General features: G+C 70.8%; 22 protein-coding genes. 16 read left to right on the forward strand and 6 right to left on the reverse strand.

Features of this window, described 5'->3' with window-relative positions:
- Window positions 1-53: 53 nt before the first annotated feature.
- From ACLJOU_RS37200 to ACLJOU_RS37215, 4 genes are all read left to right on the forward strand, one after another.
- Window positions 54-1,985 carry a protease pro-enzyme activation domain-containing protein gene (locus ACLJOU_RS37200; RefSeq protein WP_410573975.1) on the forward strand — a complete coding sequence of 644 codons (1,932 nt, stop codon included), beginning with the start codon at window positions 54-56 and terminating at the stop codon, window positions 1,983-1,985.
- Between the two features lie 337 nt (window positions 1,986-2,322).
- Entirely contained in the window at window positions 2,323-3,690 is a 1,368-nt protein-coding gene (locus tag ACLJOU_RS37205; protein WP_410574134.1) for a purine-cytosine permease family protein, read from the forward strand.
- Between the two features lie 44 nt (window positions 3,691-3,734).
- The gene (locus tag ACLJOU_RS37210; RefSeq protein ID WP_410573976.1) at window positions 3,735-4,400 is read left to right on the forward strand and encodes an SDR family NAD(P)-dependent oxidoreductase; all 666 of its coding nucleotides are present in this window, start codon (window positions 3,735-3,737) and stop codon (window positions 4,398-4,400) included.
- Window positions 4,397-5,413, forward strand: coding sequence for an S-adenosylmethionine:tRNA ribosyltransferase-isomerase (locus ACLJOU_RS37215; protein WP_410573977.1), 1,017 nt, complete (start codon window positions 4,397-4,399; stop codon window positions 5,411-5,413). Before ACLJOU_RS37210 ends, ACLJOU_RS37215 begins: the two co-directional genes overlap by 4 nt.
- A gap of 214 nt (window positions 5,414-5,627) precedes the next feature.
- On the opposite strand, the gene ACLJOU_RS37220 is transcribed toward ACLJOU_RS37215, so the two are convergent.
- The gene (locus ACLJOU_RS37220; RefSeq protein ID WP_410573978.1) at window positions 5,628-6,008 is read right to left on the reverse strand and encodes a hypothetical protein; all 381 of its coding nucleotides are present in this window, start codon (window positions 6,006-6,008) and stop codon (window positions 5,628-5,630) included.
- A 209-nt stretch (window positions 6,009-6,217) separates the two neighbouring features.
- On the opposite strand from ACLJOU_RS37220, the gene ACLJOU_RS37225 reads away from it, so the two are divergent.
- From ACLJOU_RS37225 to ACLJOU_RS37245, 5 genes are all read left to right on the forward strand, one after another.
- Window positions 6,218-7,270, forward strand: a complete 1,053-nt coding sequence (locus ACLJOU_RS37225; protein ID WP_410573979.1) for an ABC transporter substrate-binding protein — start codon at window positions 6,218-6,220, stop codon at window positions 7,268-7,270.
- Window positions 7,271-7,332: 62 nt separating this feature from the next.
- Entirely contained in the window at window positions 7,333-8,124 is a 792-nt protein-coding gene (locus tag ACLJOU_RS37230; RefSeq protein ID WP_410573980.1) for an ABC transporter ATP-binding protein, read from the forward strand.
- On the forward strand, window positions 8,111-8,995 hold the full coding sequence (locus tag ACLJOU_RS37235; protein ID WP_410573981.1) for an ABC transporter permease: 885 nt from the start codon (window positions 8,111-8,113) through the stop codon (window positions 8,993-8,995). The genes ACLJOU_RS37230 and ACLJOU_RS37235 overlap by 14 nt, the downstream gene beginning before the upstream one ends.
- Before the next feature lie 80 nt (window positions 8,996-9,075).
- Window positions 9,076-9,453, forward strand: coding sequence for a DUF1761 domain-containing protein (locus ACLJOU_RS37240; RefSeq protein WP_410573982.1), 378 nt, complete (start codon window positions 9,076-9,078; stop codon window positions 9,451-9,453).
- On the forward strand, window positions 9,453-10,271 hold the full coding sequence (locus ACLJOU_RS37245; RefSeq protein ID WP_410573983.1) for an SMP-30/gluconolactonase/LRE family protein: 819 nt from the start codon (window positions 9,453-9,455) through the stop codon (window positions 10,269-10,271). The genes ACLJOU_RS37240 and ACLJOU_RS37245 overlap by 1 nt, the downstream gene beginning before the upstream one ends.
- Before the next feature lie 455 nt (window positions 10,272-10,726).
- Here ACLJOU_RS37245 and ACLJOU_RS37250 read toward each other — a convergent pair whose 3' ends face one another.
- Entirely contained in the window at window positions 10,727-12,202 is a 1,476-nt protein-coding gene (locus ACLJOU_RS37250) for a DEAD/DEAH box helicase (RefSeq protein WP_410573984.1), read from the reverse strand.
- Between the two features lie 235 nt (window positions 12,203-12,437).
- Here ACLJOU_RS37250 and ACLJOU_RS37255 point away from each other — a divergent pair, with 235 nt between their 5' ends.
- The 4 genes from ACLJOU_RS37255 to ACLJOU_RS37270 are packed head-to-tail and all read left to right on the forward strand — an operon-like array spanning window position 12,438 to window position 15,781.
- Window positions 12,438-14,144, forward strand: a complete 1,707-nt coding sequence (locus tag ACLJOU_RS37255; protein ID WP_410573985.1) for an acyl-CoA dehydrogenase — start codon at window positions 12,438-12,440, stop codon at window positions 14,142-14,144.
- Window positions 14,144-14,590, forward strand: coding sequence for a nitroreductase family deazaflavin-dependent oxidoreductase (locus tag ACLJOU_RS37260; RefSeq protein ID WP_410573986.1), 447 nt, complete (start codon window positions 14,144-14,146; stop codon window positions 14,588-14,590). The genes ACLJOU_RS37255 and ACLJOU_RS37260 overlap by 1 nt, the downstream gene beginning before the upstream one ends.
- The gene (locus ACLJOU_RS37265) at window positions 14,587-15,363 is read left to right on the forward strand and encodes a 2-keto-4-pentenoate hydratase (RefSeq protein WP_410573987.1); all 777 of its coding nucleotides are present in this window, start codon (window positions 14,587-14,589) and stop codon (window positions 15,361-15,363) included. Before ACLJOU_RS37260 ends, ACLJOU_RS37265 begins: the two co-directional genes overlap by 4 nt.
- 4 nt (window positions 15,364-15,367) lie before the next feature.
- Window positions 15,368-15,781, forward strand: coding sequence for a hypothetical protein (locus ACLJOU_RS37270; protein WP_410573988.1), 414 nt, complete (start codon window positions 15,368-15,370; stop codon window positions 15,779-15,781).
- A gap of 12 nt (window positions 15,782-15,793) precedes the next feature.
- Here the strand turns inward: ACLJOU_RS37270 and ACLJOU_RS37275 are convergent, their stop codons facing one another.
- The 3 genes from ACLJOU_RS37275 to ACLJOU_RS37285 form a co-directional block, all read right to left on the reverse strand.
- Window positions 15,794-16,672, reverse strand: coding sequence for an SAM-dependent methyltransferase (locus ACLJOU_RS37275; protein WP_410573989.1), 879 nt, complete (start codon window positions 16,670-16,672; stop codon window positions 15,794-15,796).
- A gap of 68 nt (window positions 16,673-16,740) precedes the next feature.
- Entirely contained in the window at window positions 16,741-17,625 is an 885-nt protein-coding gene (locus ACLJOU_RS37280) for a helix-turn-helix domain-containing protein (protein ID WP_410573990.1), read from the reverse strand.
- A 105-nt stretch (window positions 17,626-17,730) separates the two neighbouring features.
- Window positions 17,731-18,003 (reverse strand): DUF397 domain-containing protein, encoded by a 273-nt coding sequence (locus ACLJOU_RS37285; RefSeq protein WP_410573991.1) that lies wholly within the window; start codon window positions 18,001-18,003, stop codon window positions 17,731-17,733.
- Window positions 18,004-18,807: 804 nt separating this feature from the next.
- Between ACLJOU_RS37285 and ACLJOU_RS37290 the strand changes: the two genes are divergently transcribed.
- The 3 genes from ACLJOU_RS37290 (at window position 18,808) to ACLJOU_RS37300 (ending at window position 20,793) form a co-directional block, all read left to right on the forward strand.
- Window positions 18,808-19,737 carry a hypothetical protein gene (locus ACLJOU_RS37290; RefSeq protein WP_410573992.1) on the forward strand — a complete coding sequence of 310 codons (930 nt, stop codon included), beginning with the start codon at window positions 18,808-18,810 and terminating at the stop codon, window positions 19,735-19,737.
- A gap of 201 nt (window positions 19,738-19,938) precedes the next feature.
- A complete protein-coding gene (locus ACLJOU_RS37295; protein ID WP_410573993.1) occupies window positions 19,939-20,361 on the forward strand; it encodes a hypothetical protein in 423 nt (140 codons plus the stop codon).
- A gap of 141 nt (window positions 20,362-20,502) precedes the next feature.
- Window positions 20,503-20,793: a hypothetical protein gene (locus ACLJOU_RS37300; RefSeq protein WP_410573994.1), complete on the forward strand. Its 291-nt coding sequence runs from the start codon at window positions 20,503-20,505 to the stop codon at window positions 20,791-20,793.
- A 77-nt stretch (window positions 20,794-20,870) separates the two neighbouring features.
- Here the strand turns inward: ACLJOU_RS37300 and ACLJOU_RS37305 are convergent, their stop codons facing one another.
- Window positions 20,871-23,273, reverse strand: a complete 2,403-nt coding sequence (locus tag ACLJOU_RS37305) for a Tex family protein (RefSeq protein ID WP_410573995.1) — start codon at window positions 23,271-23,273, stop codon at window positions 20,871-20,873.
- Between the last annotated feature and the right edge of the window lie 2 nt (window positions 23,274-23,275).

The following is a 23,275-nucleotide window of genomic DNA, read 5'->3' on the forward strand; positions in this document are numbered from 1 at the left end:
CAGCCGGTGTTCTCAGGCCCGTTTCCAGGGCCGTTTCGAAGAGGGAGATTTCTGTGCGAAGAAGCTCCACCCTGCTCCTTTCGCTCGCGGTGGTGGGTGGCCTGACCGGCGCCCTGCCGGCGACGGCGTCCGCGCAGGGGCGTCAGGACATCCCGCAGTCGCACCCCTTGTGGGCGAACGCGCAGGCGAAGGTCGCCGACACGGCTCCCGCCGCGAAGCTGAGCTTCCGGGTCTACCTGAACCAGCGCGACAACGCCGGTGCCGAGGCGCTGGCCCAGGCCGTGTCCGACCCGGACAGCAAGACCTACCGGCAGTACCTCAGCCCCGACCAGGTGCGCGACCGCTTCGCCGCCAGTGACGCCACGGTGAACGCGGTCAAGGCGTGGCTGACCGGCAACGGCTTCAGCATCGGCGAGATCCCGTCGAACCGCGCCTACGTCGAAGCCACCGGCACCGCCGCCCAGACGGAGCAGGCGTTCGCCGTCGACCTCGCCAAGTACCGGGTCAAGGGCCAGACGCTGCGCGCCGCCGACAAGAACCTGTCGGTGCCGGCGAACCTGGCCGGTGACGTGCTCGGCGTCGTCGGCGTCGACCAGGCCACCAACCTGTTCAAGCCGGACCACGCGACCGGCTCGGGCACGCCGTCCGACGTCGCGCCCGGCCCCGGCTTCCGCAACGCCCGGCCGTGCAGCGCCTACTACGGCGAGAAGATCGACACCACCGATCCCGCCTACAACGGCAAGCAGCTGCCGTACGCCCCGTGCGGCTACACCCCGGCGCAGCTGCGCTCGGCCTACGGCATCGACAAGGTCGGCGCCGACGGCAAGGGCACCACGATCGCCATCGTGGACGCGTTCGCCTCGCCGACCATCTACTCCGACGCGAGCACCTACGCGAAGAAGAACGACCCGCAGCACCCGCTGAAGCCGAGCCAGTTCAAGCAGCACGTCTTCCCGGCGAACCCGGTCCTCGAGCCGCCGGACCAGTGCGACGCGGCGGGCTGGTACGGCGAGGAGACCCTCGACGTCGAGGCCGCCCACGGTCTCGCGCCGGGTGCCGACATCCTGTACGTCGGCGGCGAGTCCTGCGAGGACAACGCCCTCGACGTGGCCCTGAACTACGTGGTCGCCGGCCACAAGGCCGACATCGTCTCGAACTCCTACGGCGACACCGGCGAGGACATCCCGGCCGACGAGGTCAAGGTGTTCAACCAGATCTCGCTGCAGGCGGTCCTCGAGGGCATCGGCGTCTACTTCTCCTCGGGCGACAACGGTGACGAGGTCGCGCGCCTCGGCACGCCGTCGCCGGACTTCTCCGCCTCGGCGCCGTGGATCACCGCGGTCGGCGGCACGTCCATCGCCATCGGCAAGGACGGCAAGAAGATCTTCGAGACCGGCTGGGAGACCAGCAAGTCGACGCTGACCGACGGCGTCTGGGGCCCGGCCAAGTACACCAGCGGTTCCGGTGGCGGCACGAGCCGGCTGTTCCCGCAGCCCTTCTACCAGAAGGGTGTCGTGCCGGACGCGCTGGCGAAGAAGAACCAGACCGGCGACAACAAGGGCCGCGTGGTCCCGGACATCTCCGCGGTCGGCGACCCGAACACCGGCTTCCTGGTCGGCCAGACGCAGACCTTCCCGGACGGCGTCTACTACGACCAGTACCGGATCGGCGGCACGAGCCTCGCGTCGCCGGTGTTCGCCGGCATCATGGCGGTGGCCGACAGCTTCGACCACTTCCACCACGGCTTCATCAACCCGGTGATCTACAAGCTGACGTCCCGCACGCCGGCGATCTCCGACGTGAAGCACGTGGACGCCGCGGTGGCCCGCGTCGACTACGCCAACTCGGTCGACGCCTCGGACGGCCTGCTCCACTCGGTCCGGACGCTGGACTACCAGGGCCTGACCATCCACACCACCCCGGGCTACGACGACGTGACCGGCCTCGGCACCCCGAACGGGCTGCTGTTCCTGCTGCTCGTCTAGTTCCCGTTCAGTGACGGGCACCCGCACGGCCGTTCCGGGTCGCGCGGGTGCCCGTCACTGCTTTTTCGGCATCCAGGGGATGACGGCGGGCACCGTGCTTCGGTGCGTTCGTCGTCACGAAGCAGGCGTCGCCTGAACCGCCGCGTCGAGGCGGCCGTCAGCGCCACCGCCATCGGGACGCGGTCGGCCGGCGGCCGGATCGCCGCCACCAGGCCGCGGCGAGCGCGTCGACCGAGCGGCTGTCCTGCCACACCTCGTCGTCGTGATTAGTCCGTTCGGGTCGTCTCGTTACCCCACGCGGCCGCGCTTTAGGGTGATGGGCGACGAGAGGCAGGACATGAGCGGAAACGGCCTGGACGCCGAGGTCTTTGGCGGCCGGATGCCCGCCGGCGGCGGGGACCTGGCGATCGAAACGCACGGCATCGCGCCGGTGCCGCCGGGCAACCGGTTCGGGCGCCCGTGGCGGCTGTTCAGCGTGTGGTTCGCCCCGAACCTGACCATGACGGCGGTGTTCACCGGCACCCTCGCGGCGTCGTACGGCCTCGGGTTCTGGACCGGCCTGGTGGCGATGCTCGTCGGCACGGTGCTCGGCTCGCTGCCGGTGGCGTACCTGTCGACGTGGGGCCCGCGCACCGGCACCGGCCAGCTGCCACTGGCCCGGCTGCCGTTCGGCGGCGGCGTCGTGCTGCCCGGCCTGGTGCAGTGGCTCGGCTCGATCGCCTGGGACGCGCTGGTCGGCCTGTTCGGCGGCGACGCCCTCGCGGAGCTGACCGGGCTGCCGTTCTGGGCCGCGGTGCTGATCGTGCTGGTGCTGCAGTGCACGCTCGGCGTGTTCGGCTACGCGCTGATCCACCGCGTGCAGGCGGTGATGAGCGTGCTGCTGGTGCTCGCGTTCGCCGCGCTGGCCGTGAAGGTCCTTTCCGGACACCCGATCGCCACGGCCGACACGGCCTCGGGGGCCGATCTGGCCGGCGGCGTCGTCCTGTTCACGACGGTGACCCTGTCGCTGGCGATCTCGTGGGCGCCCTACGCGTCGGACTTCAGCCGCTACCTGCCCGCTTCGACGTCGTCCCGCAGCATCTTCCGGGCGACGTTGCTCGGCCTCGTCGCGTCGTACGCGATCGGCGAAGGGCTCGGGCTCGCGCTGGGGTCCTCGCTGGGCGACCAGACGGCGAAGGGCGTCGCGGCCCTGCTCGGCGGCGGGATCCTGGGCGCGCTGGCGCTGGCCGTGATCGCGTTGGCGGCGGTGTCGTCGAACGCGATGAACGACTACAGCGGCTCGCTCGCCCTGCAGACGGTCGGCGTCCGGCTGCGGCGCCCGGTGTCGGCGGTTCTGGTCACGGTGCTCGCGTTCGCGCTGATCCTCTGGATGCACAGCGGCGACCTCTCGGCGAAGTTCCAGAACGTGCTGCTGTTCGTCTCGTACTGGATCCCGCCGTTCCTCGGCGTGGTCGTCCCGGACTGGCTCGCGCGCACCCGCCGCGGCCGGAGCGTGGACGTCCTGACGTCGGTTTCCGTGCGTCCGTGGGCGGCGGTGGTGGCGTTCGTCGTGGGGTTCGCGGCCGCGGTGCCGTTCATGAACACGACCCTCTACACCGGACCGGTCGCGGCGGCGCTGCACGGTGCGGACCTCGCGTACTACGTCGGCCTCGTCGTTTCGCTGGCAGCGTATTCGTTGCTGCGCGGGCGCGTTGACCTCAAGTAATGTAGAGGTTTCACGATGGTGTGGTACCCCTCGAAGGAGGAACCATGCCCACCGCACTCATCACCGGCGCCTCCGCCGGACTGGGCCGCGCGCTGGCGACGGCCCTCGTGCGTCGCAAGTGGACGGTCATCGGCACCGGCCGTGACGCGGCCGCGCTGGCAGCCGCGGCGCGCGAGGCCGGCTTCACGGCCGTCCCCGGCGACGTCACCGACCCGGCGCACCGCGCCGCACTGGCGCGTCCCTCGCTCGACCTGCTCGTCAACAACGCGAGTTCCCTGGGCGTCAGCCCGCTGCCGCCGCTCGCGCGGTATCCCTTGGCGGATTTGCAGGACGTCTACCGGGTCAACGTCTTCGCCCCCCTTGCCCTGACACAGCTTTTGGTGCCCGCCCTGACCGCCTCGCGGGGCGTCGTGATGAACATCAGTTCTGACGCCGCCGTCGAGGCGTACGAAGGCTGGGGCGGCTACGGCTCCGCGAAGGCGGCCCTCGATCAGCTGACCGCCGTCCTGGGCGTGGAACACCCCGACCTGTCCGTGTACGCGATCGACCCGGGGGACCTGCGCACGGCGATGCACCAGCGCGCGTTCCCGGGCGAGGACATCTCGGACCGGCCGCTGCCGGAGACGGCCGTCCCGGCGTTCCTGCGGCTGCTCGACGAACGCCCGCCGAGTGGCCGCTACCGCGCGGCCGACCTGCTGGTGCCGGCATGAACGTGCGGTTCGACCTGCCCGCCGACCTGTCGGCGTCGGCCCCACCGGAGGCCCGCGGCCTGGCGCGGGACCAGGTCCGCCTGCTGGTCGCGTCGCCCGAGGGCGTCCACCACACGCGGTTCACGAGCCTGGCCGAGCACCTGCGCCCCGGAGACCTGCTGGTGGTGAACACCTCGGGCACGCTCCCGGCGGCGGTCGACGGCCGGCGATCGGGGCGCCCGATCGTCGTCCACTTCGCCACGGAACTCGACGACGGCTCGTGGGTCGTGGAACTGCGCGCACCGGGTGGCCCGTTGCTCGACGGCTACCCGGGCGAGCGCGTTTCACTGGCCGGGGAGGCGTCGTTGACGCTGTTGGCCCCGATGGCCCCGATGGCCCCGGGCGAGCCCCGGCTGTGGCGGGCGGCGGTGTCGGTGGAGGTCCGTGCGCTCCTGACCGAGGCGGGCCGCCCGATCCGGTACGGGTACGTCCCGCGGGCGTGGCCGCTGGCGGACTACCAGACGGTGTTCGCCCGCGAGCCGGGAAGCGCGGAGATGCCCTCGGCGGCCCGGCCGTTCACCGCGGAACTGGTGACGCGCTTGGTGACGGAGGGGGTGTTGTTCGCCCCGCTGGTGCTGCACACGGGAGTGTCCTCACCGGAGGCGGCCGAGCCACCCCAGGCGGAGAGGTACCGGGTACCCCCGACAACGGCGGCACTGGCGGCGTGGGTCCGCGCCCGCGGAGGACGCGTGATAGCGGTGGGCACAACGGCGGCCCGTGCACTGGAGTCGGCGGCTCCGGACGGGTCGGTGCGAGCGGCCGAGGGCTGGACGGAGCTGGTGCTGGGGCCCGAGCGCCCGGCCCGGGTGGTGGACGGGATCGTCACGGGCCTGCACGCACCGGAGGCATCGCACCTGCTGTTGCTGGAGGCGGTGGCGGGCGCGGAGGTGGTCCAGCAGGCGTACGAGGCGGCGGTGGCGGAGAGGTATTTGTGGCACGAGTTCGGCGACGTGTCGCTCCTACTGCGCCACTGACCTGCGGTGAGATCACCCTCCGTTGGGGGTGCCCGGCGGGGGTTGGGGGGCGGTGCAGCCCCCGCCCTCAAGCAGCCCCCGCCCTCAAGCAGCCCCCGCCACTCCCAGGGGGGCGTCCCCAAGTCCAGCCTACCGGCCGCCCCCGACGAAACCCCGAAAACGCCCTCCCCACGGCCGAGCTCTCCCCATCACCCGACCGCCTGTGGACAACCGTCTACCGCTGTACCTCGACCCGCCGCCGCGACCGCACCATTCCCAAAACCACCACGACCGCGATCCCGAGCCCGACCCCGCTCACGATCGACGCCACCAGACTCGCCGTAGCCGTCGCCAAGCCGAACACCCCGCCGATGTACACCGGGATGGAGATCGCCACCGGCAGCCAGTTGCGCAGCGTGAACGCCCGATCCGACGCCACCCACAGCACCAGCGTCACCGTCGCGGCGGTCACCACCGGGATCGCCCACACCACCGCGCTCGTCAGCGCGTCCATGCCCAGTGACCGGAGCCACTCGAACGACGCCTGGCCCAGCCCGATGAACAGCACGACCAGCGCCACGCGGACGCCGACGGCTCCCTGGCCCCTGCTCGTCATGTCTTCCTCCCGAATCCGTGGTCATCCTGTACCACGTCCGGGTGACGCGAGCGGTTGCCCGCGCCGGCGACTTTCTGCGCGGGGCTCTAAGGGCCGCGGCGGCCGATGTCAAGAAATCTCACCGGGATTCCCGGGATGCGGATGGCTATGCGCCTGAGTGGGTGACCGTGCGAACCTCGCCCCCGACACCGACGAAAGGCGATGCTGACGTGCGCACCCCTCGAAGACTCCTGGCCTCGGCGCTGGCCGCCCTGACCGTCGTGGGCGCGCTCGCCGGCTGTTCGCGCGCCGACAGCACCACCGCCCCCGCCGCGAACCAAGGTGCCGCCGGCGAGGTCCGGGTCGGGTTCTTCCCGAACGTCACCCACGCCCCCGCGCTGATCGGTGTCAAGAAGGACTTCTTCAAGAACGAGCTCGGCTCGACCAAGCTCACCACCCAGACCTTCAACGCCGGCCCCGAAGAGGTCAACGCCCTGCTCGGCGGCTCCCTCGACGTCGCCTTCCTCGGCTCCGGCCCGGCGATCAACGCCTTCACCAAGTCGAAGGGCGCGATCCAGCTGATCTCCGGCGCCGTCTCGGGTGGTGCGCAACTGGTCGTCAAACCGGACATCACGAGCATCGAGGGGCTCAAGGGCAAGAACATCGCCACGCCGCAGCTGGCCAACACCCAGGACGTCGCGCTCAAGAAGTTCCTCGCCGGCAAGCAACTGACCGGCCAGGTCAAGATCACCAACCTCGACAACCCGAAGACGCTCGACGCCTTCAAGAAGGGTGAGGTCGACGGCGGCTGGCTGCCCGAGCCGTGGGCGTCCAGGCTGGTCCTCGACGCCGGCGCGAAGGTCCTGGTCGACGAGAAGACACTGTGGCCGGGCGGCCGGTTCCCGACCACTGTCGTCATCGTGCGCAGTGAGTTCCTGCAGCAGCACCCGGACACCGTCCGCGCGATCCTCAAGGGCGAGCTGGCCGCGATCGACTGGGCCAAGGGCAACCCGGCGGACGCGAAGACCGTGGTCAACGGCGCGCTCAAGGAACTGGCCGGCAGTACCCTCAGCGCAGCGGTCCTGGACCGCGCCTTCTCCGGCATCGAGCTGACCACCGACCCCGTCGCCGCCGAATTCCCGCAGCTCGCGCAGGACTCGGTGACGGCAGGCGTGGTGAAGTCGGCCGTGGCGCTGAAGGGCTTCGCCGACTTCGGCCCGCTGAACGAGGTGCTGAAGGCCAAGAACCTGCCCGCCGTCGACGCTCCCGAACTGACCAAGTGAAACCGGGGGTCCGCGACCCGGAACCCCCGAAAAAAGTGAGTGATCCGGAGAGGCAGCCAGCGATGACCACGACCCTCCCGACCGGCCGCACCAGTTTCACCGGCGCCACGGCGGTCCGTCTCGACGGCGTGCGCAAGACGTTCGGCACGGCCGGCCGCGCGGTCGTCGCCCTCGACGGCGTGAACCTGACGGTCGCGCCCGGCGAGTTCGTCTGCCTGCTCGGCGCGTCCGGCTGCGGCAAGAGCACGCTGCTGAACCTGGTCGCCGGGCTGGACGCGCCGTCGGCGGGGGAGATCACGCTGAACACGTCCCGGCCGGCGGTCATGTTCCAGGAGGCCGCGCTGATGCCGTGGCTGACCGCGGCGCGCAACGTCGAGCTGCCGCTGCGGCTGGCCGGGTTCGGCCGGGCCGAGCGTCGGGAAAAGGCCGCCGAGCTGCTGGAACTGGTCCGGTTGAACGGCGCGGGCGGCAAGCGCCCACACGAGTTGTCCGGCGGCATGCGGCAGCGCGTGGCACTGGCGCGGGCACTGGCCGCGACACTGCGCGTCGGCGGTGACCCGGAGCAGGCGCTGCTGCTGATGGACGAGCCGTTCGCCGCGCTCGACGCCATCACCCGCGACGTCCTCCAGGGTGAGCTGCTGCGCGTCTACCGCAGCACGGGCACGTCGGTGCTGTTCGTGACGCACGACGTGCGCGAGGCGGTCCGGCTCGGTCAGCGCGTGGTGCTGCTGTCGTCGCGGCCCGGCCGGGTCGTGCGCGAATGGGCGGACGTGCCGCTGGCCGACGCCGAGGAACTGACCGAGGAAATCACCGGACACCTGCGCGAGGTGATCAGCACCCATGCCGCAGCTTGACCGGTCCGCCGAGGCCGAACTGGATGCGGTCGGCGCCGGACTGGATTCGCTCGACGCCCCGGTCGGCGAACGCCGTCCCGGCTTCTGGAAGCGGTTCGCCTGGGGTTTCCTCCCCCCGGTGGGGGCGCTGGTCCTGCTGGTCGTCATCTGGCAGGTCCTCTGGGCCGCCGCGTTCTGGCCGGAGTCGCAGCTCCCTTCACCGGCCGCGGTGTGGGGCGAGTTCTGGGGCATCGTCGTCGACGGCCAGGTGTTCGGCTTCGTCTGGACGTCGGTGCACCGCGCCGCCCTCGGCTTCTTCGCCGGCGTGCTCATCGGCACCCCGCTCGGTCTGGTCGTGGCGAAGGTCCGCGTGGTGCGGGCGGCGATCGGCCCGCTGCTGACCGGCCTGCAGAGCCTCCCGTCGGTGGCGTGGGTGCCGGCGGCGATCCTGTGGTTCGGGATCAACGACGCGGCCATCTACTTCGTCGTGCTGCTCGGCTCGGTCCCGTCGATCGCGAACGGCCTCGTGTCGGGGATCGACCAGATCCCGCCGATCCTCCCGCGGGTCGGCCAGGTGATGGGGGCGAACCGGCTGTCGTCGGCCCGCCACATCCTGCTGCCGGCGGCGTTGCCCGGGTTCCTCGCCGGGCTGAAGCAGGGCTGGGCGTTCTCGTGGCGCTCGCTCATGGCGGCGGAACTGATCGCACTGTCCCCGCAGCTGGGCACCGGCCTGGGCGCGTACCTGAACCAGGGATCGTCGTTCAACAGTATGGAGACGGTGATCGCGGCGATCTTCCTGATCCTGCTGGTCGGCGTGGGGATCGAACTGCTGGTGTTCCGCCCGCTGGAGCGCGCGGTGCTGCGGGCCCGCGGGCTGACGTCGTCGCTCTAGGAAGTTTTCCGCTCCGGATGTCGAAGCCGTTGTCCCGGCCTCGACGTCTCGTTCAGTTGCACCGAACGGAGGAGCGAGCGATGGTGATCGCGGTACTGGTGACGTCAGTGGTGGCGTTCGCGGTGAGCGCGGCCTGGTACACGGGCTTCGGGCCGGTCTGGGCCCGGCTCAGCCCGGCGGGCGCGGCGGCCCGGCCGTCACCGTGGCGGATGGGCGCGGAGTTCGCGCGGACGGTCGTGCTGGTGGCGGCGTTCGCGCTGCTGGCGAGGGCCGTCGGCGTGGCCGGAGTGGCCGGCGCCCTCGGCCTGGCGCTGGTGGTGTGGGCGGGGTTCCCGGTGGTGATCCTGGCGGGCTCGGTGCTGCACGAACGGGTCCCGGTTCCGTTGGCGGCGTTGCACGCAGGCGACTGGCTGGTGAAGATCGCGGTGGTGGCGGTCGTGCTGGGAGCGTGGCGGTGATGGCGGCGGTGTTGCTCGAGGGAGTGGCGTTCGGCGAATCCCCGCGCTGGCACGACGGCCGGCTCTGGTTCGCCGACTGGCTGGCCCACGAGATCGTGGCGGTCACCCCGGCGGGTGAGCGCGAGGTGGTGTTCCGCGCGGACTTCCCGACGATGCCGATGTGTTTCGACTTCCTCGACGGCCGGCCCCTGATCGTGTCTTCGTCGGACGGTCTCCTGCTGCACCTGGCCGAGTCCGGCTTGACGACCCACGCCGACCTGGGCGGCACCGGCTTCAACGAGCTGGTGGTGACCGCGGCCGGCGGCTGCTACGTCAACGGCGGCGGCTTCGACCTGATGGCGGGAGAGCCCTACCGGCCGGGATCGATCCGGTACGCGGACCCGGACGGCTCGGTCCGCCGGGTGGCGGAGGACATCGCGTTCGGCAACGGCATGGCCCTGACCCCGGACGGGTCGACGCTGATCGTGGCCGAGTCGTACGCGAACCGCCTGACGGCGTTCTCGATCGGCCGGGACGGCGGGTTGACGGACCGTCGCACCTGGGCAGACCTCGGCGACGGAGTACCGGACGGCATCGCGCTCGACGCGTCGGGTGCGGTGTGGGTGTCGGACGTACCGCATCGGTCGTGCACACGGGTCCGCGAAGGGGGCGAGGTGCTGGAGACGCTGACGTTCGACCGCGGGTGCTTCGCGTGCGCGCTGAGCGAGGACACGTTGTACGTGGTGGTCCAGGAGTGGCGCGGCCTCGACGGAGTGGGTGCGGCGGCGGAGCGGACGGGACAGATCCTGGCCCATCCGGTGCCGGTGGGGCGCGCCTAGTTATCCACAATGGGTTTGGTTGTCCACAGATTTCGCGAGCACCCGTTTTTGCAGGTCAGCGGCGGTAGACTGGACCAGGGGACGCCCCCCGGGACAGGGCGGGGGCTGCCCTGGCTTCGTTTCTGGTGGCATTGCCACACCGCTCAGGCTGTTACGTCCGAGCCTGCCCACCTCGGGCTGGACCCGCTCTCAGCTGGCGAGGTCCGCGGGTCCCACCCGGTGGCGATGGCCCGCAGCGGAATTCCGGGCTCGCTCAGGCAAGCCGAGCACCGCGGACATCACCGGTCCGGCCTCGGCGGCTGCCGGGGCAGTGGCTGTCCACCGGTTTCGCGGTGTGGTGGTCAATCCCGGGACGCCACAGCTTCCTGACCCGGGCATCCGACTGTTTCGAGCATGCTGGCCGGAACGGACGACGCGGCCGAGTCATGACGGCCGCGTCGTCCTTCCACTCCTGATCAACGAGGCCGACGTGCCCCGGCCCGAGTCCCGGCCGAAAACGCCGCCGCGCCGCCGCTGCGGCGACCGCCCGTCGCCGATGCTCCCGCATGACCTGTCTTCGCCGCGCTGCCCGATCGGCGCTTGGCCCCGGGGGCACCTCCGCGCCCCGCGTCGGACGAACGCGGCTGCTGCTCCTTCGAGCCCGCCCGCGCACGCTGGCCGCCGCGGTTCTCCTTCGGCGCGCCACTCCGGCGGCCGCGGCCGCCGGCCGGTGCCGCACCCGTGGCGGAAATCTTCTTCGGGCGGTTGTCCACCGCCGGGGCCTTCGAGAACGTCCGCTCGCCCGGGGCCAGCTCCGCCAGCAGCGGGTGACCCGGGCCCAGCTGGGTCGTCGTCGGCTTGATGCCCGCCTTGCGCGTCAGGTCGCGGACGTCGCGGACCTGCGCGTCCGTCATCAGTGTCACCACCGTGCCCGACGCCCCCGCGCGAGCCGTGCGGCCCGAACGGTGCAGGTACGCCTTGTGCTCCACCGGCGGGTCCGCGTGGATGACCAGCCGCACGTCGTCGACGTGGATGCCGCGCGCCGCGATGTCGGTGGCCACCAAGGTGCGCGCAGTTCCCGACGAGAACGCCTCGAGGTTGCGCGTCCGGGCGTTCTGGCCCAAGTTGCCGTGCAGTTCCACCGCCGGGACGCCCGAGGCCACCAGCTTGCGCGTCAGTGCCTTCGCGCGGCTCTTCGTCCGCGTGAACACCAGCGTGCGGCCCGGCGCCGCCGTCAGGTCGACCAGCACCGGCAGCCGGTGGGTCTCCTCCAGGTGCAGCACGTGGTGCTCCATCGTCGCCACCGGCGACTGCGCGGAATCGACGCTGTGCGTGATCGGGTCGTTCATGAAGCGCTTGACCAGCACGTCGACGCCGTTGTCCAAGGTCGCGGAGAACAGCATCCGCTGCCCGCGCGACGGCGTCGCGTCCATGATCCGCCGGACCTCGGGCAGGAAGCCCAGGTCGGCCATGTGGTCGGCCTCGTCCAGCACGGTGATCTCGATGGCGTCGAGCTTCACGTGGCCCGAGCGCATGTGGTCGGCGAGCCGGCCGGGGCAGGCGACGACGATGTCCACGCCGTCACGCAGGCGCGTGATCTGCGGGTTCGCCGAAACGCCACCGAAGATGGTCGTCACGCGAAGGCCCAGCGGCTTGGCCAGGGGCAGGATCGACGCCTCGATCTGCGTCGCCAGCTCCCGCGTCGGCGCCAGGATGAGCGCGCGGGGACGGCCGGGCTTGCGCCGCGTCGGGCCCGCGGCGAGGCGGGCCAGCACGGGCAGCACGAAGCCGTACGTCTTGCCGGAGCCGGTGCGGCCGCGCCCCAGCACGTCGCGTCCGGCGAGGGTGTGCGGCAGGGTCGCCGCCTGGATCGGGAACGGCTCGGTGACGCCCTGGCCGGCCAGTGCGGCCACGAGGGGAGTCGGCAGGCCGAGTTCAGCGAAAGTGCTCATAAGTGCGTGCGGGCACGTGAATGCCCTGGTCTCCGTAACCTGAGAAGGGTTGTCCTGCCCGGCGCAGACCGGTCAACGGCCGCGGCGCGTGGTAGTCGACAACAGCAGCGGGCCGAGGCAGAACTGAGCGGCCCGCATGATCAGTATAGCGGGTGAGGGTGACGTACCCCCAGTGAGATTGCCCGCACTCGCGCGAGCTTGCTAAGTTACCGGTCGGTAATCGAGGAGGACGACCATGCTGCTGAACCCGCGCGAGTACGACCCGGCGCACTTCGACGCCGAGACGCGGCGCCTGCTGCGCGCCACCATCGACTGGTTCGAACAGCGCGGCAAGGCGAAGCTGACCGAGGACTACCACAACCGCACCTTCTACGCGGACTTCCTCGAGTTCGCGGGCAAGGAAGGCCTGTTCTCGACGTTCCTGACCCCGGCGGCGAACGGAGGTGGCCACCCGGACAAGCGCTGGGACACCAGCCGCGTCGCCGCGCTGTCGGAAATCCTCGGGTTCTACGGCCTCAACTACTGGTACCCCTGGCAGGTGACCATCCTCGGCCTCGGCCCGGTGTGGCAGAGCGGCAACGACGTCGCCCGCCGGCGCGCCGCGGAGGCCCTCGACGCCGGGGGAGTCGGCGCGTTCGGGCTGTCCGAAAAGGACCACGGCGCCGACATCTACTCCTCCGACATGGTGCTGACGAAGGACGGGGACGGCTACCGCGCCACCGGCTCCAAGTACTACATCGGCAACGGCAACTGTGCGCGCACTGTCTCGGTCTTCGGACGCATCGACGGCGTCGACGGCCCCGGCCAGTACGTCTTCTTCTACGCCGACTCCGAACACCCGAACTACCACGTGGTGAAGAACGTCGTGCCGTCGCAGATGTACGTCGCCGAGTTCCGGCTCGAGGACTACCCCGTGCACGCCGAGGACATCCTGCACGTCGGCGCCGAGGCGTTCAGCGCCGCGCTGAACACGGTCAACATCGGCAAGTTCAACCTCTGCTTCGGCGGCATCGGCATGGCGACGCACTCGCTGTACGAGGCCGTCACGCACGCGCACAACCGCGTCCTCTACGGCAAGCCGGTCACCGACTTCCCGCACGTCCGCCGGGAGTTCGTCGAGGCGTACGCGCGGCTGGTCGGGATGAAACTGTTCTCCGACCGCGCCGTCGACTACTTCCGCAGCGCGCACGCCGAAGACCGCCGCTACCTGCTCTTCAACCCGATCACCAAGATGAAGGTGACGACGGAGGCGCAGAAAGTGATCGGCCTGGTCGCCGACGTCGTGGCGGCCAAGGGCTTCGAGGCCGACACCTACCTGGCGATGTCCAAGAACGACATCGACGGCCTGCCGAAGCTGGAAGGCACCGTGGCCGTCAACTTGGCGCTGATCGCGAAGTTCATGCCGAACTACCTGTTCGCGCCGCAGGAGTACGCGCCGGTGCCGACCCGCACCGACGCCGCGGACGACGAGTTCCTCTTCCGCCAGGGCCCGGCGCGCGGCCTGTCGAAGGTCCGGTTCCACGACTGGAAGACCGCCTACGCCGAGGCCGCGCACATCCCGAACGTCGCGCTGTTCACCGAGCAGGCCGGTTACCTGGTCAAGCTGCTCACCGAGGCGGCGCCGGACGAGGCGCAGCAGGCCGACCTCGACTTCGGGCTCGCGCTCACCGAACTGTTCACGCTGATCGTGTACGGCCAGCTCATCCTGGAGCAGGCCCGCATCACCGGCCTGGCCGACGAGGTCGTCGACCAGCTCTTCGCGGTGCTGGTCCAGGACTTCAGCGCCGCGGCGGTGGACCTCCACGGCAAGGCGAGCTCGACCGAGGCCCAGCAGGCGATCGCACTGGCCGCGCTGCGCAAGCCGGTGGTGGACGCCGCCCGCTTCGAGAACGTCTGGGCGCGCGTGCGGGAGCTCTCCGGGGTCTACGCTATGCACCCGTGATGGCGCGGAAGTACCGGCTGGGCGTGGCCCGCAGGACAGTGAACGTGCTCGTGAAGGCGTTGCTGGCGCGCGGGATCCCGGCCGCGGGCAGCACCGGGTTCCTGCTGACCACGCGGGGACGCAAGAGCGGCGCCGACCGGACCACGCCGGTCAACGTCGTCGAGGTCGACGGCGAGCGGTGGCTCGTGTCGCCGTACGGGCGGGTCGGCTGGGTGCACAACCTGCGCGCCGAGCCCACCGCCCGGCTGTGGCGCGGCCGCCGTCGCGAGACGTGGGCGGTCGAGGAGGCCGACGCCGCGACCGCCGGCCCGGTGCTGCGCGCCTACGTCCGCAAGATTCCGGTGACAGCGCCCTTCTTCGACGCCAAGCCGGGCGACCCGGCCGAGACGTTCGCCGCAGAAGCCGATCGACACCCGGTGTTCCGGTTGGCAAGATCGCGAGCGTGAAGCGAGAGCGGGCGGCGGAGCTGATCTGGGACGCGTGGCTGACCGGCAAGCGGCTGGAAGGGCTCCCCGACGACGCCCGCCCGGGCGACCTCGCCGAAGGCATGGCGGCGCAGGCGGCCCTCGCCGAGCTGGCCGGGCCGGTGTCCGGCTGGAAGATCGCCGCGACCACCGTGTACGCGCGCCAGTACCTCGACGTCCCCGGCCCGCTGCCGGGCGCGATGTTCGAGCGGTTCCACCACGTCGAAGGCGAACCGGTGCCGGCCGACACGATGACCATGGGCGTCGCCGAACCCGAGTTCGCCTTCCGGCTCAAGGCCGACCCGGGGTTGTCGCCGTCGCTGGCCGGGGTGCTCGACGCGGTCGACACGATGTTCCTGGCGATCGAGCTGCCGGACAGCCGCTACACCGACCACCGCCACGCGGGCGGCCCGCAGCTGCTGGCCGACGCGGCGTGCGCGGGCCGGTTCGTCGAAGGCCGCCCCGTACCGGGGTGGCGCGACCTCGACCTGCCCCGCCGCCCGGTGGTCCTCCACGCCGACGGCGAGGAGTTCTCCCGCGGCAGCGGCAGCCTGGTGCTGGGCGACCCGCGCCTGGCGCTGCACTGGCTGGCGATGGAGCTGCCCCGCCACGGCCGCGCGTTGCGCCCGGGCGACATCGTGACGACCGGAACGGCGACCCCGCCGTGCCCGATCCGGGCCGGCGGCCACGTGGTCGCGGACTTCGGCGAGCTGGGCAGTGTGGAGGCGCGGTTCCGGCCGTCCCGGCTAGGGTGACGACGTGCTGACGTTCCGTGCGGGTTTCGTCGTGCTGGCGCTGGTCGTGGCGGGACTCGACGCGGGGTTCTGGTGGTTGACCCGCAGCCCCCACCAGACGACGGCGCGAATCGGTTTCGTCGCGGGTTTCGTGCTGCTCCTGGCCCTGCTGGCGGCAGTCGCGGGGCTCGTGCGCTGGGAGGTCGCGGCACCGCTGGCGGCGGCGTCGACCTCGGGCCTGTTCGTCGTCGGCGCGGCCGCGATCTTCAGCGTCGGCCTCGGGTTCCTGCTGGCGGCGGTGGTGGAGGCGGCGCTGGTCCGCCGGCTGGTCCTCAGCGCGTCCCCGGCCGGCTGGCGCGGCGGAACGGGCCTGATCAGCTCGGCGGCCGCGGTGGTGCCGGCCGTCCTCTTCGCGGCCGGCCTGCTCCTGCTCCGCTGAGGCGGCGTTCACTCACTCCTTCAGTGCCGCGCCGGCCAGGACGATGGATTTCGTGACGTCCTCCAGGTCCGGGGTGTCGTCGGTGACCATCGCCTCCTCGGGGTGCCACTGCGGCGTCCACACGAGGCCGGGCTCGATGATCCGGAAGTCGCCGAACAGGTCCCGGATCTCCTGCGCCGTCCGCCAGATGACCGGACTGCCCGACTCGTCGTACCGCTGCTTGATCCTGGTCAGCATCGCGGCGGAGTCCTCCGGCACGCCTTCGTTGGTGACGTGGGAGATGCCGAGGTAGGACCCGGGCGCGATCAGGTCGCGGTAGGTGCTGACGAGGTGCGGTCCGAGGTCCTCGGACGCGGCGCTCCCGGCGGCGGGCAGCTGCTGGATGTGCAGGACGGCGATCATCAGCAGCCCGACCGGTTCGGCCAGGTCGATCACGCCGGTCTCGGCGATCTTCTCCCACAGCCCGGTGGGATCGCGCAGGTCGCCCTGGATGGCCGTGTGCCGGTCTTCGTCACCGTACTGGCGCAGCAGGCTCCGGGAGTGCGCGACGGCCACCGGCTCGTGGTCGACGTAGGCGACCCGCACCTGCCCGGGCGCGACCTGCTCGGCGACTTCGTGGGCGTGCCCCATGGTCGGCACCCCGGAGCCCAGGTCGATGAACTGCCGGATGCCCTGCTTGGTGAGGTACCGGACGAGCCGGTGGAGGAACAGCCGGTTCGACCGAGCGATCGGGCGCAGGATCGAGAACTCGTTCAGCAGTTTGTCCGCGAATTGCCGATCTATTTCCCAGTTGGCGTCGCCACCGAGGTAGTAATCGTAGATCCGGGCGATGCTCGGCCGGCTCAGATCGACTCCGGCCGGCGGGAACGGTTCGTTTCCCGATGTTGTCATTGTTCGCTCCCCGGTGGCGTTCGTGACGGGAACATCGTATTCGGTGCCTTCGCCGGTCACCCGTGGCATCAGGGTGACCTCCGGTGCCGTTCGAGGGCTTTTTCGAGAACGGCGTGTGTCTGCTCGGGGCCGAGGGCGGAGCTGCTCAACCGGTTCCAGTGCTCGTACAGGCGGCCGAGGTCGAGTCCGCCCGGATCGGTGGTGACCAGGGTGCCCAGCAGGTCGCTGTAACCGAGCGCGGGTTCCGGTTCCGCGAATTCCATGATCGTGAAGTCGGGATCGACGTGCAGGCGCTCGGCGAAGGGAACCACCCGGATGTCGATGTTGGGATTCCGGTCCGTGAGTTCGAGCAGGTGTTTCAGCTGGTCGACCGCGACGTATTCGTTGACGGTCACGCACTGGACGACGCGTTCGACCGCGCTTTCGCTGATGAGGAACTCGTAGTGGCAGCCGGGGTTTTCGGTGAAGGCCTTGATCGTGCGCGCGGCGCGGCCGGCGACCGCCTCGGCGATGTCGTCCAGGTCGTGTTCGTGGAATTGCGCGATCATGTAGCTCTCGGCTTGCATCAGTCCCTTGAACCGTTCGCCGGTCCAGCTCCGGATCCTGGTCGCGGATGGTTCGGCGGCCAGGATCCGGCGGAACCACGGCGCGCCGGAGCCGGGCAGGTCGCGGTCCCGGGCCTCCCGGCCGCGTTCGTTGGCCCGGTTCAGCCGCAGGAGTTCGGCTCGCTCGTCCTCGGTGGCGCCGAGGCTCGGCAGGATCTTGACCAGGACTCCGGCGCTGAGCGGGTAGCCCATTTCCAAGCGGCTGATCATGCTCTGGTGGTAGCGAACCCGCTCGGCCAGCTGTTCCTGCTTCAGCCCGGCGCGCTTGCGCAGAGCGCGGACCTTGAGACCGAGCTGCCGGCGCAGCTCGGAGTCGTCCGGCGATGAGGAGGAGGGCGGCCGCGGCACGTCAGGTCGTCCAATCGGGAGGCTTGAGGCCCCGATCATAGTAGCCGTGCGGGCTTGGACGCACACGCTCAGTGGCCCGGGCGGCCGGCCCTCAGTTCCCGGTGTTCACGGCCGTGTGGTGCCGTCCGGTGCGGTGCCGCGCGGCCCGCCGGACCGGAAGGCTGCCCGGTGCAGTCCGCGGGTGAACGCTTCCCACTCCGAGTCCGAAAACACGAGGATCGGACTGTCGGCCAGTTTGGAGTCCCGGATCGCGACCAGGCCGGGCCGGTCCAGGTTGATTTCGACGCAGTCCCCCTGATCCGGGCCGCACAACGGGCTCCGCTGCCAGGCGTCCGCACTGAACGCGTCCTGGACGGTCATCGGGTCGTAGCTGTTCATTTTTCCGGCTCCCCCGTGTCAAGCACCCGTCTCGGGCTGAATATGCAACGTATTCAGACTTAGATCTTGAATATTCAGATGGCAAGAGCGGTGGGGAGACTTCGCCGCCGTGGGTGACTTTTTCACTCGATCAGCGCTGGTGGTGGTGCACGTGCGCCTGCAGGTGCCCGGCGCCGGCGTGCTCTTCCGGCCCCGGCGTTCGCCGGGTGTCGCGGGTTTGCCCGATTTGCTCGCCCGGGTGGACTGTTGACGGACGAGTGGCGCGCTCGCGTGCGGGCGCCGGGCCGGGGCGTCGCGCGTCCGCTGCATATTCCGGCCGGAATCTGGAATATCCGTCGGTGGTTCCCGTCCCCGGCGATGGCGCAATTTCCGCTAGGCCGTTGGGCTGAGTGCGGCCGTACGACGGTAGTACGCAGAGTGAATGATCGCCGGTGGGTTGCGCAGGCAACTGTCGCGAAGGCGGGACACTCTGCGTCATCCGGGTGATCGGAACGGTCCGGAATGCGTGCGACGGACGCCGGCACCGGACCTGCGCACCGTTGTGGCGGTCCGGCTAGCTTGATTCCCGTACCGGGCTTCATCCCCTTTCCACCGGAGTGCACGACATGCGATTCACCGTTCCGCCGCCGCGACCGGCGCCGGCGCGACCCGAGGCGGCGACCGGGTGACGGCGCGGCCGGCCGGCGGGCCCCCTTTCCGGAGCGGCCCGTCCGCGACGATCTCCGCGGGCTCGCACCAGAACGGCGGCGCCTCGTGCGTGCGCCGGCTGGGGGCGCCGGTGCGCCGGGAGCCCGGGAGGAAGCGATGAGCCGCCACGAAGCGCGGCGAGGACCGCGGATCAGGGGGCGCACGGCACTGGGGCAGGTTCCCTCGACCGACGCCTTCGACACCGCGACGAAGAAGTCGCCGCTGACCCTCGACGAGCGCAAGCTGGTGCTGTTCCTGCTCGTCGCCCTGGCCGACGAGCGGGGGACGCTCACCCGGACGCGGCAGCGCCTCGTCGAAGCCTTCGGGGACCGGGATCGGCATTGGTGTGCCGGCAAGACCGAAGACGCGCTCCTGCACCTGCTGGCCAAGTCCGTCGGCCGGAGCGCGACCACTCCGCCGCCGTGGGAGCGGATCGTCGAGATCGTGGGTGTCGCGGTGCCGCCTGCTCGTCAGGACGTGGTGCTGGGCCAGGCGGCGGCGCTCTTCGCGCGGAGCGTCGGCTGGGAGCGGCCGACCCCCGGCTACGACGGGCCGTTCTCGGTGCCGGAGTGGATCGAGGAACCGGTCGTCACCATCGAGATGATCGTCGACGGCTGGGCGGACCCGGCCGCGGCACCCGGCCGGGACGGGCGGCGGCCCGAGCCCGGGCCGGTGGTCCCCGTTCGGCGCGTCCCGCCGGGACCCGCCGAAGGTGGATCGCCGCGGCCCGTGGTGCCGAGATCGCCTCGCGCGGCCGTTCACCCGATCGACGACCCGGTGGCGCTGCGGGAAGTCATGCTGGCGGTCGCCGGAGCGGCCCACCGCCTCGACGGGCAAGTCGAGACGCTGAGGGTGTCGCTCAACGCGCACCAGCTCGCGAACTGGAAGCTGCGGTCGGAGAACCAGCGGCAGCGCAGCCTGCTCGAACAGCTGCTGCGCGAGAAGTACCCGGGAGCGACCACCGACACGATCCGGCAACTGATCGCCGAGCAGTTGCGCACGATCATCACCGCTGACCCACCCGAATCCCGTCCGTCGCTCGGGTGACCCCGGGCGACCGCGGCGGGGGAACTGAACGGGAACTGAAGAATCCGGCAGGGTGGCGGAATTCGTTCAGTTGCCGATCAGTTGAAGAACAGTGCCGGGTCAGTTCCGTTTCCCGGAACTGAAAGAGAACTCGTCGGCCACATAAGTTCCACTTGTCGAGCCGGATACCGGTCGTCGCGAGCATCGACCGTTGGCCGCGAAATGGTTTCCCGGCGCATTGATTGCCGGTTAGGCTCGAAAGCGTCGCCTGCTCAGCAAAAAATCGGAACGTCCCTGGAGGTCTGCTGTGCCCGCAGAATCGGCCGGTTTCCGGTCGGCGACCGTCGCGTGGCGCCGGTCGCCGACGTATGGCGCGTCGCGCGGGGCTCGATGGGGGAGCACGAAAAACCCTGGTGGAGCCGGGTATCGATGACCTCGGCGCGCACCCATGCGCCGGGGCTCCTCCGCGAGGAGGAGCCGGAAGGCTGCGAACGCGGCCGAAAGAATCGAGGAGAACGAATGTGTGGAAAACATCGGAAAAGGGAGGCCAGCAGGGCCGGGTGTGTCGTGATCGTGGTGTTCACGATGCCCCTGCTCATCCTGCTGACCGCCCTCGCTGATCAGGCTCCGCACCTGATCGGCTGAATCCGGCCCCTCTCCTGGAAGAACCGTGGCGCGGGGCCGGAACACCGGCCGGTCCCGCGCCGCTCAGTATCGCATCTCCGCTGCAACCTGAGAACAGTTGCGCCCCTATGGGGTGGCCCACAACGACGAATGGACCACGTGATGCCTTCCGAACGCCACAACAGGAGCTGCACTTTCGTCGCTGCCCGCATCCGGCTCGGGGTTCCGCGCGCGGACGGGCGGCGGGCGGGTGAACGTGACCGGCAGGTGCACCTGGTCCTCCTGCCCGACGACCGGCCGGCTCCGCCGGTGCTGGAAACCCTGTGCGGCGACCCGCTGGCCCGCGAGGCGACGGAGTTGCTCGACCACATCGCGGGCATGCCCTGCATCCGGTGCCTGGCGCAGGTTCCGGACGCCGGGCGAGCGGCGCGCGACGACCGCCGTTCGGCGTAGGCCGCCGGAACCGGCGGCACTGTCGCACCACAAAGGCGGGCCACCCGGAGGTGACCCGCCTCGGCCGGCAGCAAGGCCTACTTGCCGAACCCGGCTCGGCGCAGTGCGTCGGCCATCGATCCGCTCGCGTTGCCGCCGCGGTCCCGGCCGCCGCCGCCGCCACCGCCGCCACGCCGGTCACCGCCGCCGCTGCCGCCGCGGCGCTGGCCGCCACCCTGGCCGCCACCCTGGCCGCCACCTTGACCGCCGCCCTGGCCGCGGTCTCGGCGGTCGCCGCCGCGGTTGGCCGAGGGTGCGCCCGGCTCGTCGTCCAGGCGCAGCGTCAGCGAGATCCGCTTGCGCGGCACGTCCACGTCGAGGACCTTCACCTTCACGATGTCCCCGGGCTTCACGACCTCCCGCGGATCCTTCACGAAGTTCTTCGACAGCGCCGAAACGTGGGCCAGGCCGTCCTGGTGCACGCCCACGTCGATGAACGCGCCGAACGCCGCCACGTTCGTCACGACACCTTCCAGGCGCATGCCCGGCTTCAGGTCGCCGATCTTGTCCACGCCCTCGGCGAACGTCGCCGTCTTGAAGGCCGGTCGGGGGTCGCGGCCCGGCTTGTCGAGCTCCGACAGGATGTCCGTCACCGTCGGGAGACCGAACTGCTCGTCGACGAACTCGGCCGGCCGCAGCGAAGACAGCGTGCGCGTGTTGCCGATCAGTGCCCGGATGTCCGTGCCGGTCTTCGACAGGATCCGGCGGACCACCGGGTACGCCTCCGGGTGCACCGCGGAGGAGTCGAGCGGGTCGTCGCCGTCCGGGATGCGGAGGAAGCCCGCGCACTGCTCGAACGCCTTCGGGCCGAGCCGCGCGACCTCCTTCAGCGCCATCCGGGACCGGAACGGCCCGTTCGTGTCGCGGTGGGCGACGATGTTCTCCGCCAGGCCCGTCGTGATGCCCGAGACCCGGGTCAGCAGCGGCGCCGACGCCGTGTTGACGTCCACGCCGACCGCGTTCACGCAGTCCTCGACCACCGCGTCCAGCGAGCGCGACAGCGAAACCTCGGACAGGTCGTGCTGGTACTGCCCGACGCCGATCGACTTCGGGTCGATCTTCACCAGCTCGGCCAGCGGGTCCTGCAGCCGGCGGGCGATCGAGACCGCGCCGCGCAGCGAGACGTCCATGTTCGGCAGTTCCTGGGAAGCGAACGCCGACGCCGAGTACACCGAAGCGCCCGCCTCCGAGACCACGGCCTTCGTCAGCTTCAGTTCCGGGTGTTTCTTGATCAGTTCCTGGGCCAGCTTGTCGGTCTCGCGCGACGCCGTGCCGTTGCCGATCGAGATCAGCTCGACCTGGTGCCGGGCGCACAGTGCCGCGAGTTCCGCGATCGACTGGTCCCACTTGTTCGCCGGCTGGTGCGGGTAGATGACGTGGGTGTCGACGACCTTGCCGGTCGCGTCCACGACCGCCACCTTGACGCCGGTCCGGAAGCCCGGGTCCAGGCCCATGGTGGCGCGGGTGCCGGCCGGCGCGGCCAGCAGCAGGTCGCGCAGGTTGGCCGCGAACACGCGCACGGCGTCGTCCTCGGCCGCCTGGCGCAGCCGCATCCGCAGGTCGATGCCCAGGTGGAGGAGGATCTTGGTGCGCCACGCCCAGCGGACGGTGTCGCCGAGCCACTTGTCGCCCGGCCGCCCCTGCTGGGTGATGCCGAACTTCGCGGCGATGCGGTGCTCGTAGTCGGTCGGCCCGACCTGCGGCTCGTCCGTGGGCTCCGCGGGCGCCATCGTGAGGTCGAGGACCTCCTCCTTCTCGCCGCGCAGCATCGCCAGGATGCGGTGCGAGGGAAGCTTGGTGTACGGCTCGGAGAAGTCGAAGTAGTCGGAGAACTTCGCGCCTTCCTCCTCCTTGCCGGCGCGGACCTTGGCCACCAGGTGCCCCTGGCCCCACATCTTCTCGCGCAGCTCACCGATGAGGTCGGCGTCCTCGGCGAACCGCTCGACGAGGATCGCGCGGGCGCCGTCGAGGGCCGCCTGCGTGTCCGCGACACCCTTGTCCGCATCGACGAACACCGCCGCGGCGGCCTGCGGATCGGTCGACGGGTCGGTCAGCAGGCCCTCGGCCAACGGCTCCAGACCCGCTTCGCGCGCGATCTGCGCCTTCGTCCGCCGCTTCGGCTTGTACGGGAGGTAGATGTCCTCGAGGCGCGACTTCGTGTCCGCCGCCAGGATCTGGGCTTCCAGGGCCTCGTCGAGCTTGCCCTGGCTGCGGACGGACTCGAGCACGGCGAGCCGGCGCTCGTCGAGTTCCCGCAGGTAGCGCAGCCGCTCCTCGAGCGTGCGCAGCTGCGCGTCGTCGAGCATGCCGGTGACTTCCTTGCGGTAGCGCGCGATGAACGGCACGGTCGACCCGCCGTCGAGCAGCTCGACAGCGGCCTTGACCTGCCCTTCGCGCACGCCCAGTTCTTCGGCGATCTTCTGCTCGACCGACACGCTCACTG

It is taken from the genome of Amycolatopsis sp. cmx-4-61 (assembly GCF_046548775.1).
Taxonomy (GTDB): Bacteria; Actinomycetota; Actinomycetes; order Mycobacteriales; family Pseudonocardiaceae; genus Amycolatopsis.

Coding starts and splice junctions, on each gene's coding strand:
- ACLJOU_RS37220 (WP_410573978.1), bottom strand. CDS start 6,008: ATGACGAGCAGGGGCCAGGGAGCCGTCGGCGTCCGCGTGGCGCTGGTC.
- ACLJOU_RS37210 (WP_410573976.1), top strand. CDS start 3,735: ATGCCCACCGCACTCATCACCGGCGCCTCCGCCGGACTGGGCCGCGCG.
- ACLJOU_RS37295 (WP_410573993.1), top strand. CDS start 19,939: ATGGTTTCCCGGCGCATTGATTGCCGGTTAGGCTCGAAAGCGTCGCCT.
- ACLJOU_RS37240 (WP_410573982.1), top strand. CDS start 9,076: ATGGTGATCGCGGTACTGGTGACGTCAGTGGTGGCGTTCGCGGTGAGC.
- ACLJOU_RS37215 (WP_410573977.1), top strand. CDS start 4,397: ATGAACGTGCGGTTCGACCTGCCCGCCGACCTGTCGGCGTCGGCCCCA.
- ACLJOU_RS37285 (WP_410573991.1), bottom strand. CDS start 18,003: ATGAACAGCTACGACCCGATGACCGTCCAGGACGCGTTCAGTGCGGAC.
- ACLJOU_RS37230 (WP_410573980.1), top strand. CDS start 7,333: ATGACCACGACCCTCCCGACCGGCCGCACCAGTTTCACCGGCGCCACG.
- ACLJOU_RS37300 (WP_410573994.1), top strand. CDS start 20,503: ATGCCTTCCGAACGCCACAACAGGAGCTGCACTTTCGTCGCTGCCCGC.
- ACLJOU_RS37245 (WP_410573983.1), top strand. CDS start 9,453: ATGGCGGCGGTGTTGCTCGAGGGAGTGGCGTTCGGCGAATCCCCGCGC.
- ACLJOU_RS37235 (WP_410573981.1), top strand. CDS start 8,111: ATGCCGCAGCTTGACCGGTCCGCCGAGGCCGAACTGGATGCGGTCGGC.
- ACLJOU_RS37250 (WP_410573984.1), bottom strand. CDS start 12,202: ATGAGCACTTTCGCTGAACTCGGCCTGCCGACTCCCCTCGTGGCCGCA.
- ACLJOU_RS37205 (WP_410574134.1), top strand. CDS start 2,323: ATGAGCGGAAACGGCCTGGACGCCGAGGTCTTTGGCGGCCGGATGCCC.
- ACLJOU_RS37290 (WP_410573992.1), top strand. CDS start 18,808: ATGAGCCGCCACGAAGCGCGGCGAGGACCGCGGATCAGGGGGCGCACG.
- ACLJOU_RS37260 (WP_410573986.1), top strand. CDS start 14,144: ATGGCGCGGAAGTACCGGCTGGGCGTGGCCCGCAGGACAGTGAACGTG.
- ACLJOU_RS37275 (WP_410573989.1), bottom strand. CDS start 16,672: ATGACAACATCGGGAAACGAACCGTTCCCGCCGGCCGGAGTCGATCTG.
- ACLJOU_RS37255 (WP_410573985.1), top strand. CDS start 12,438: ATGCTGCTGAACCCGCGCGAGTACGACCCGGCGCACTTCGACGCCGAG.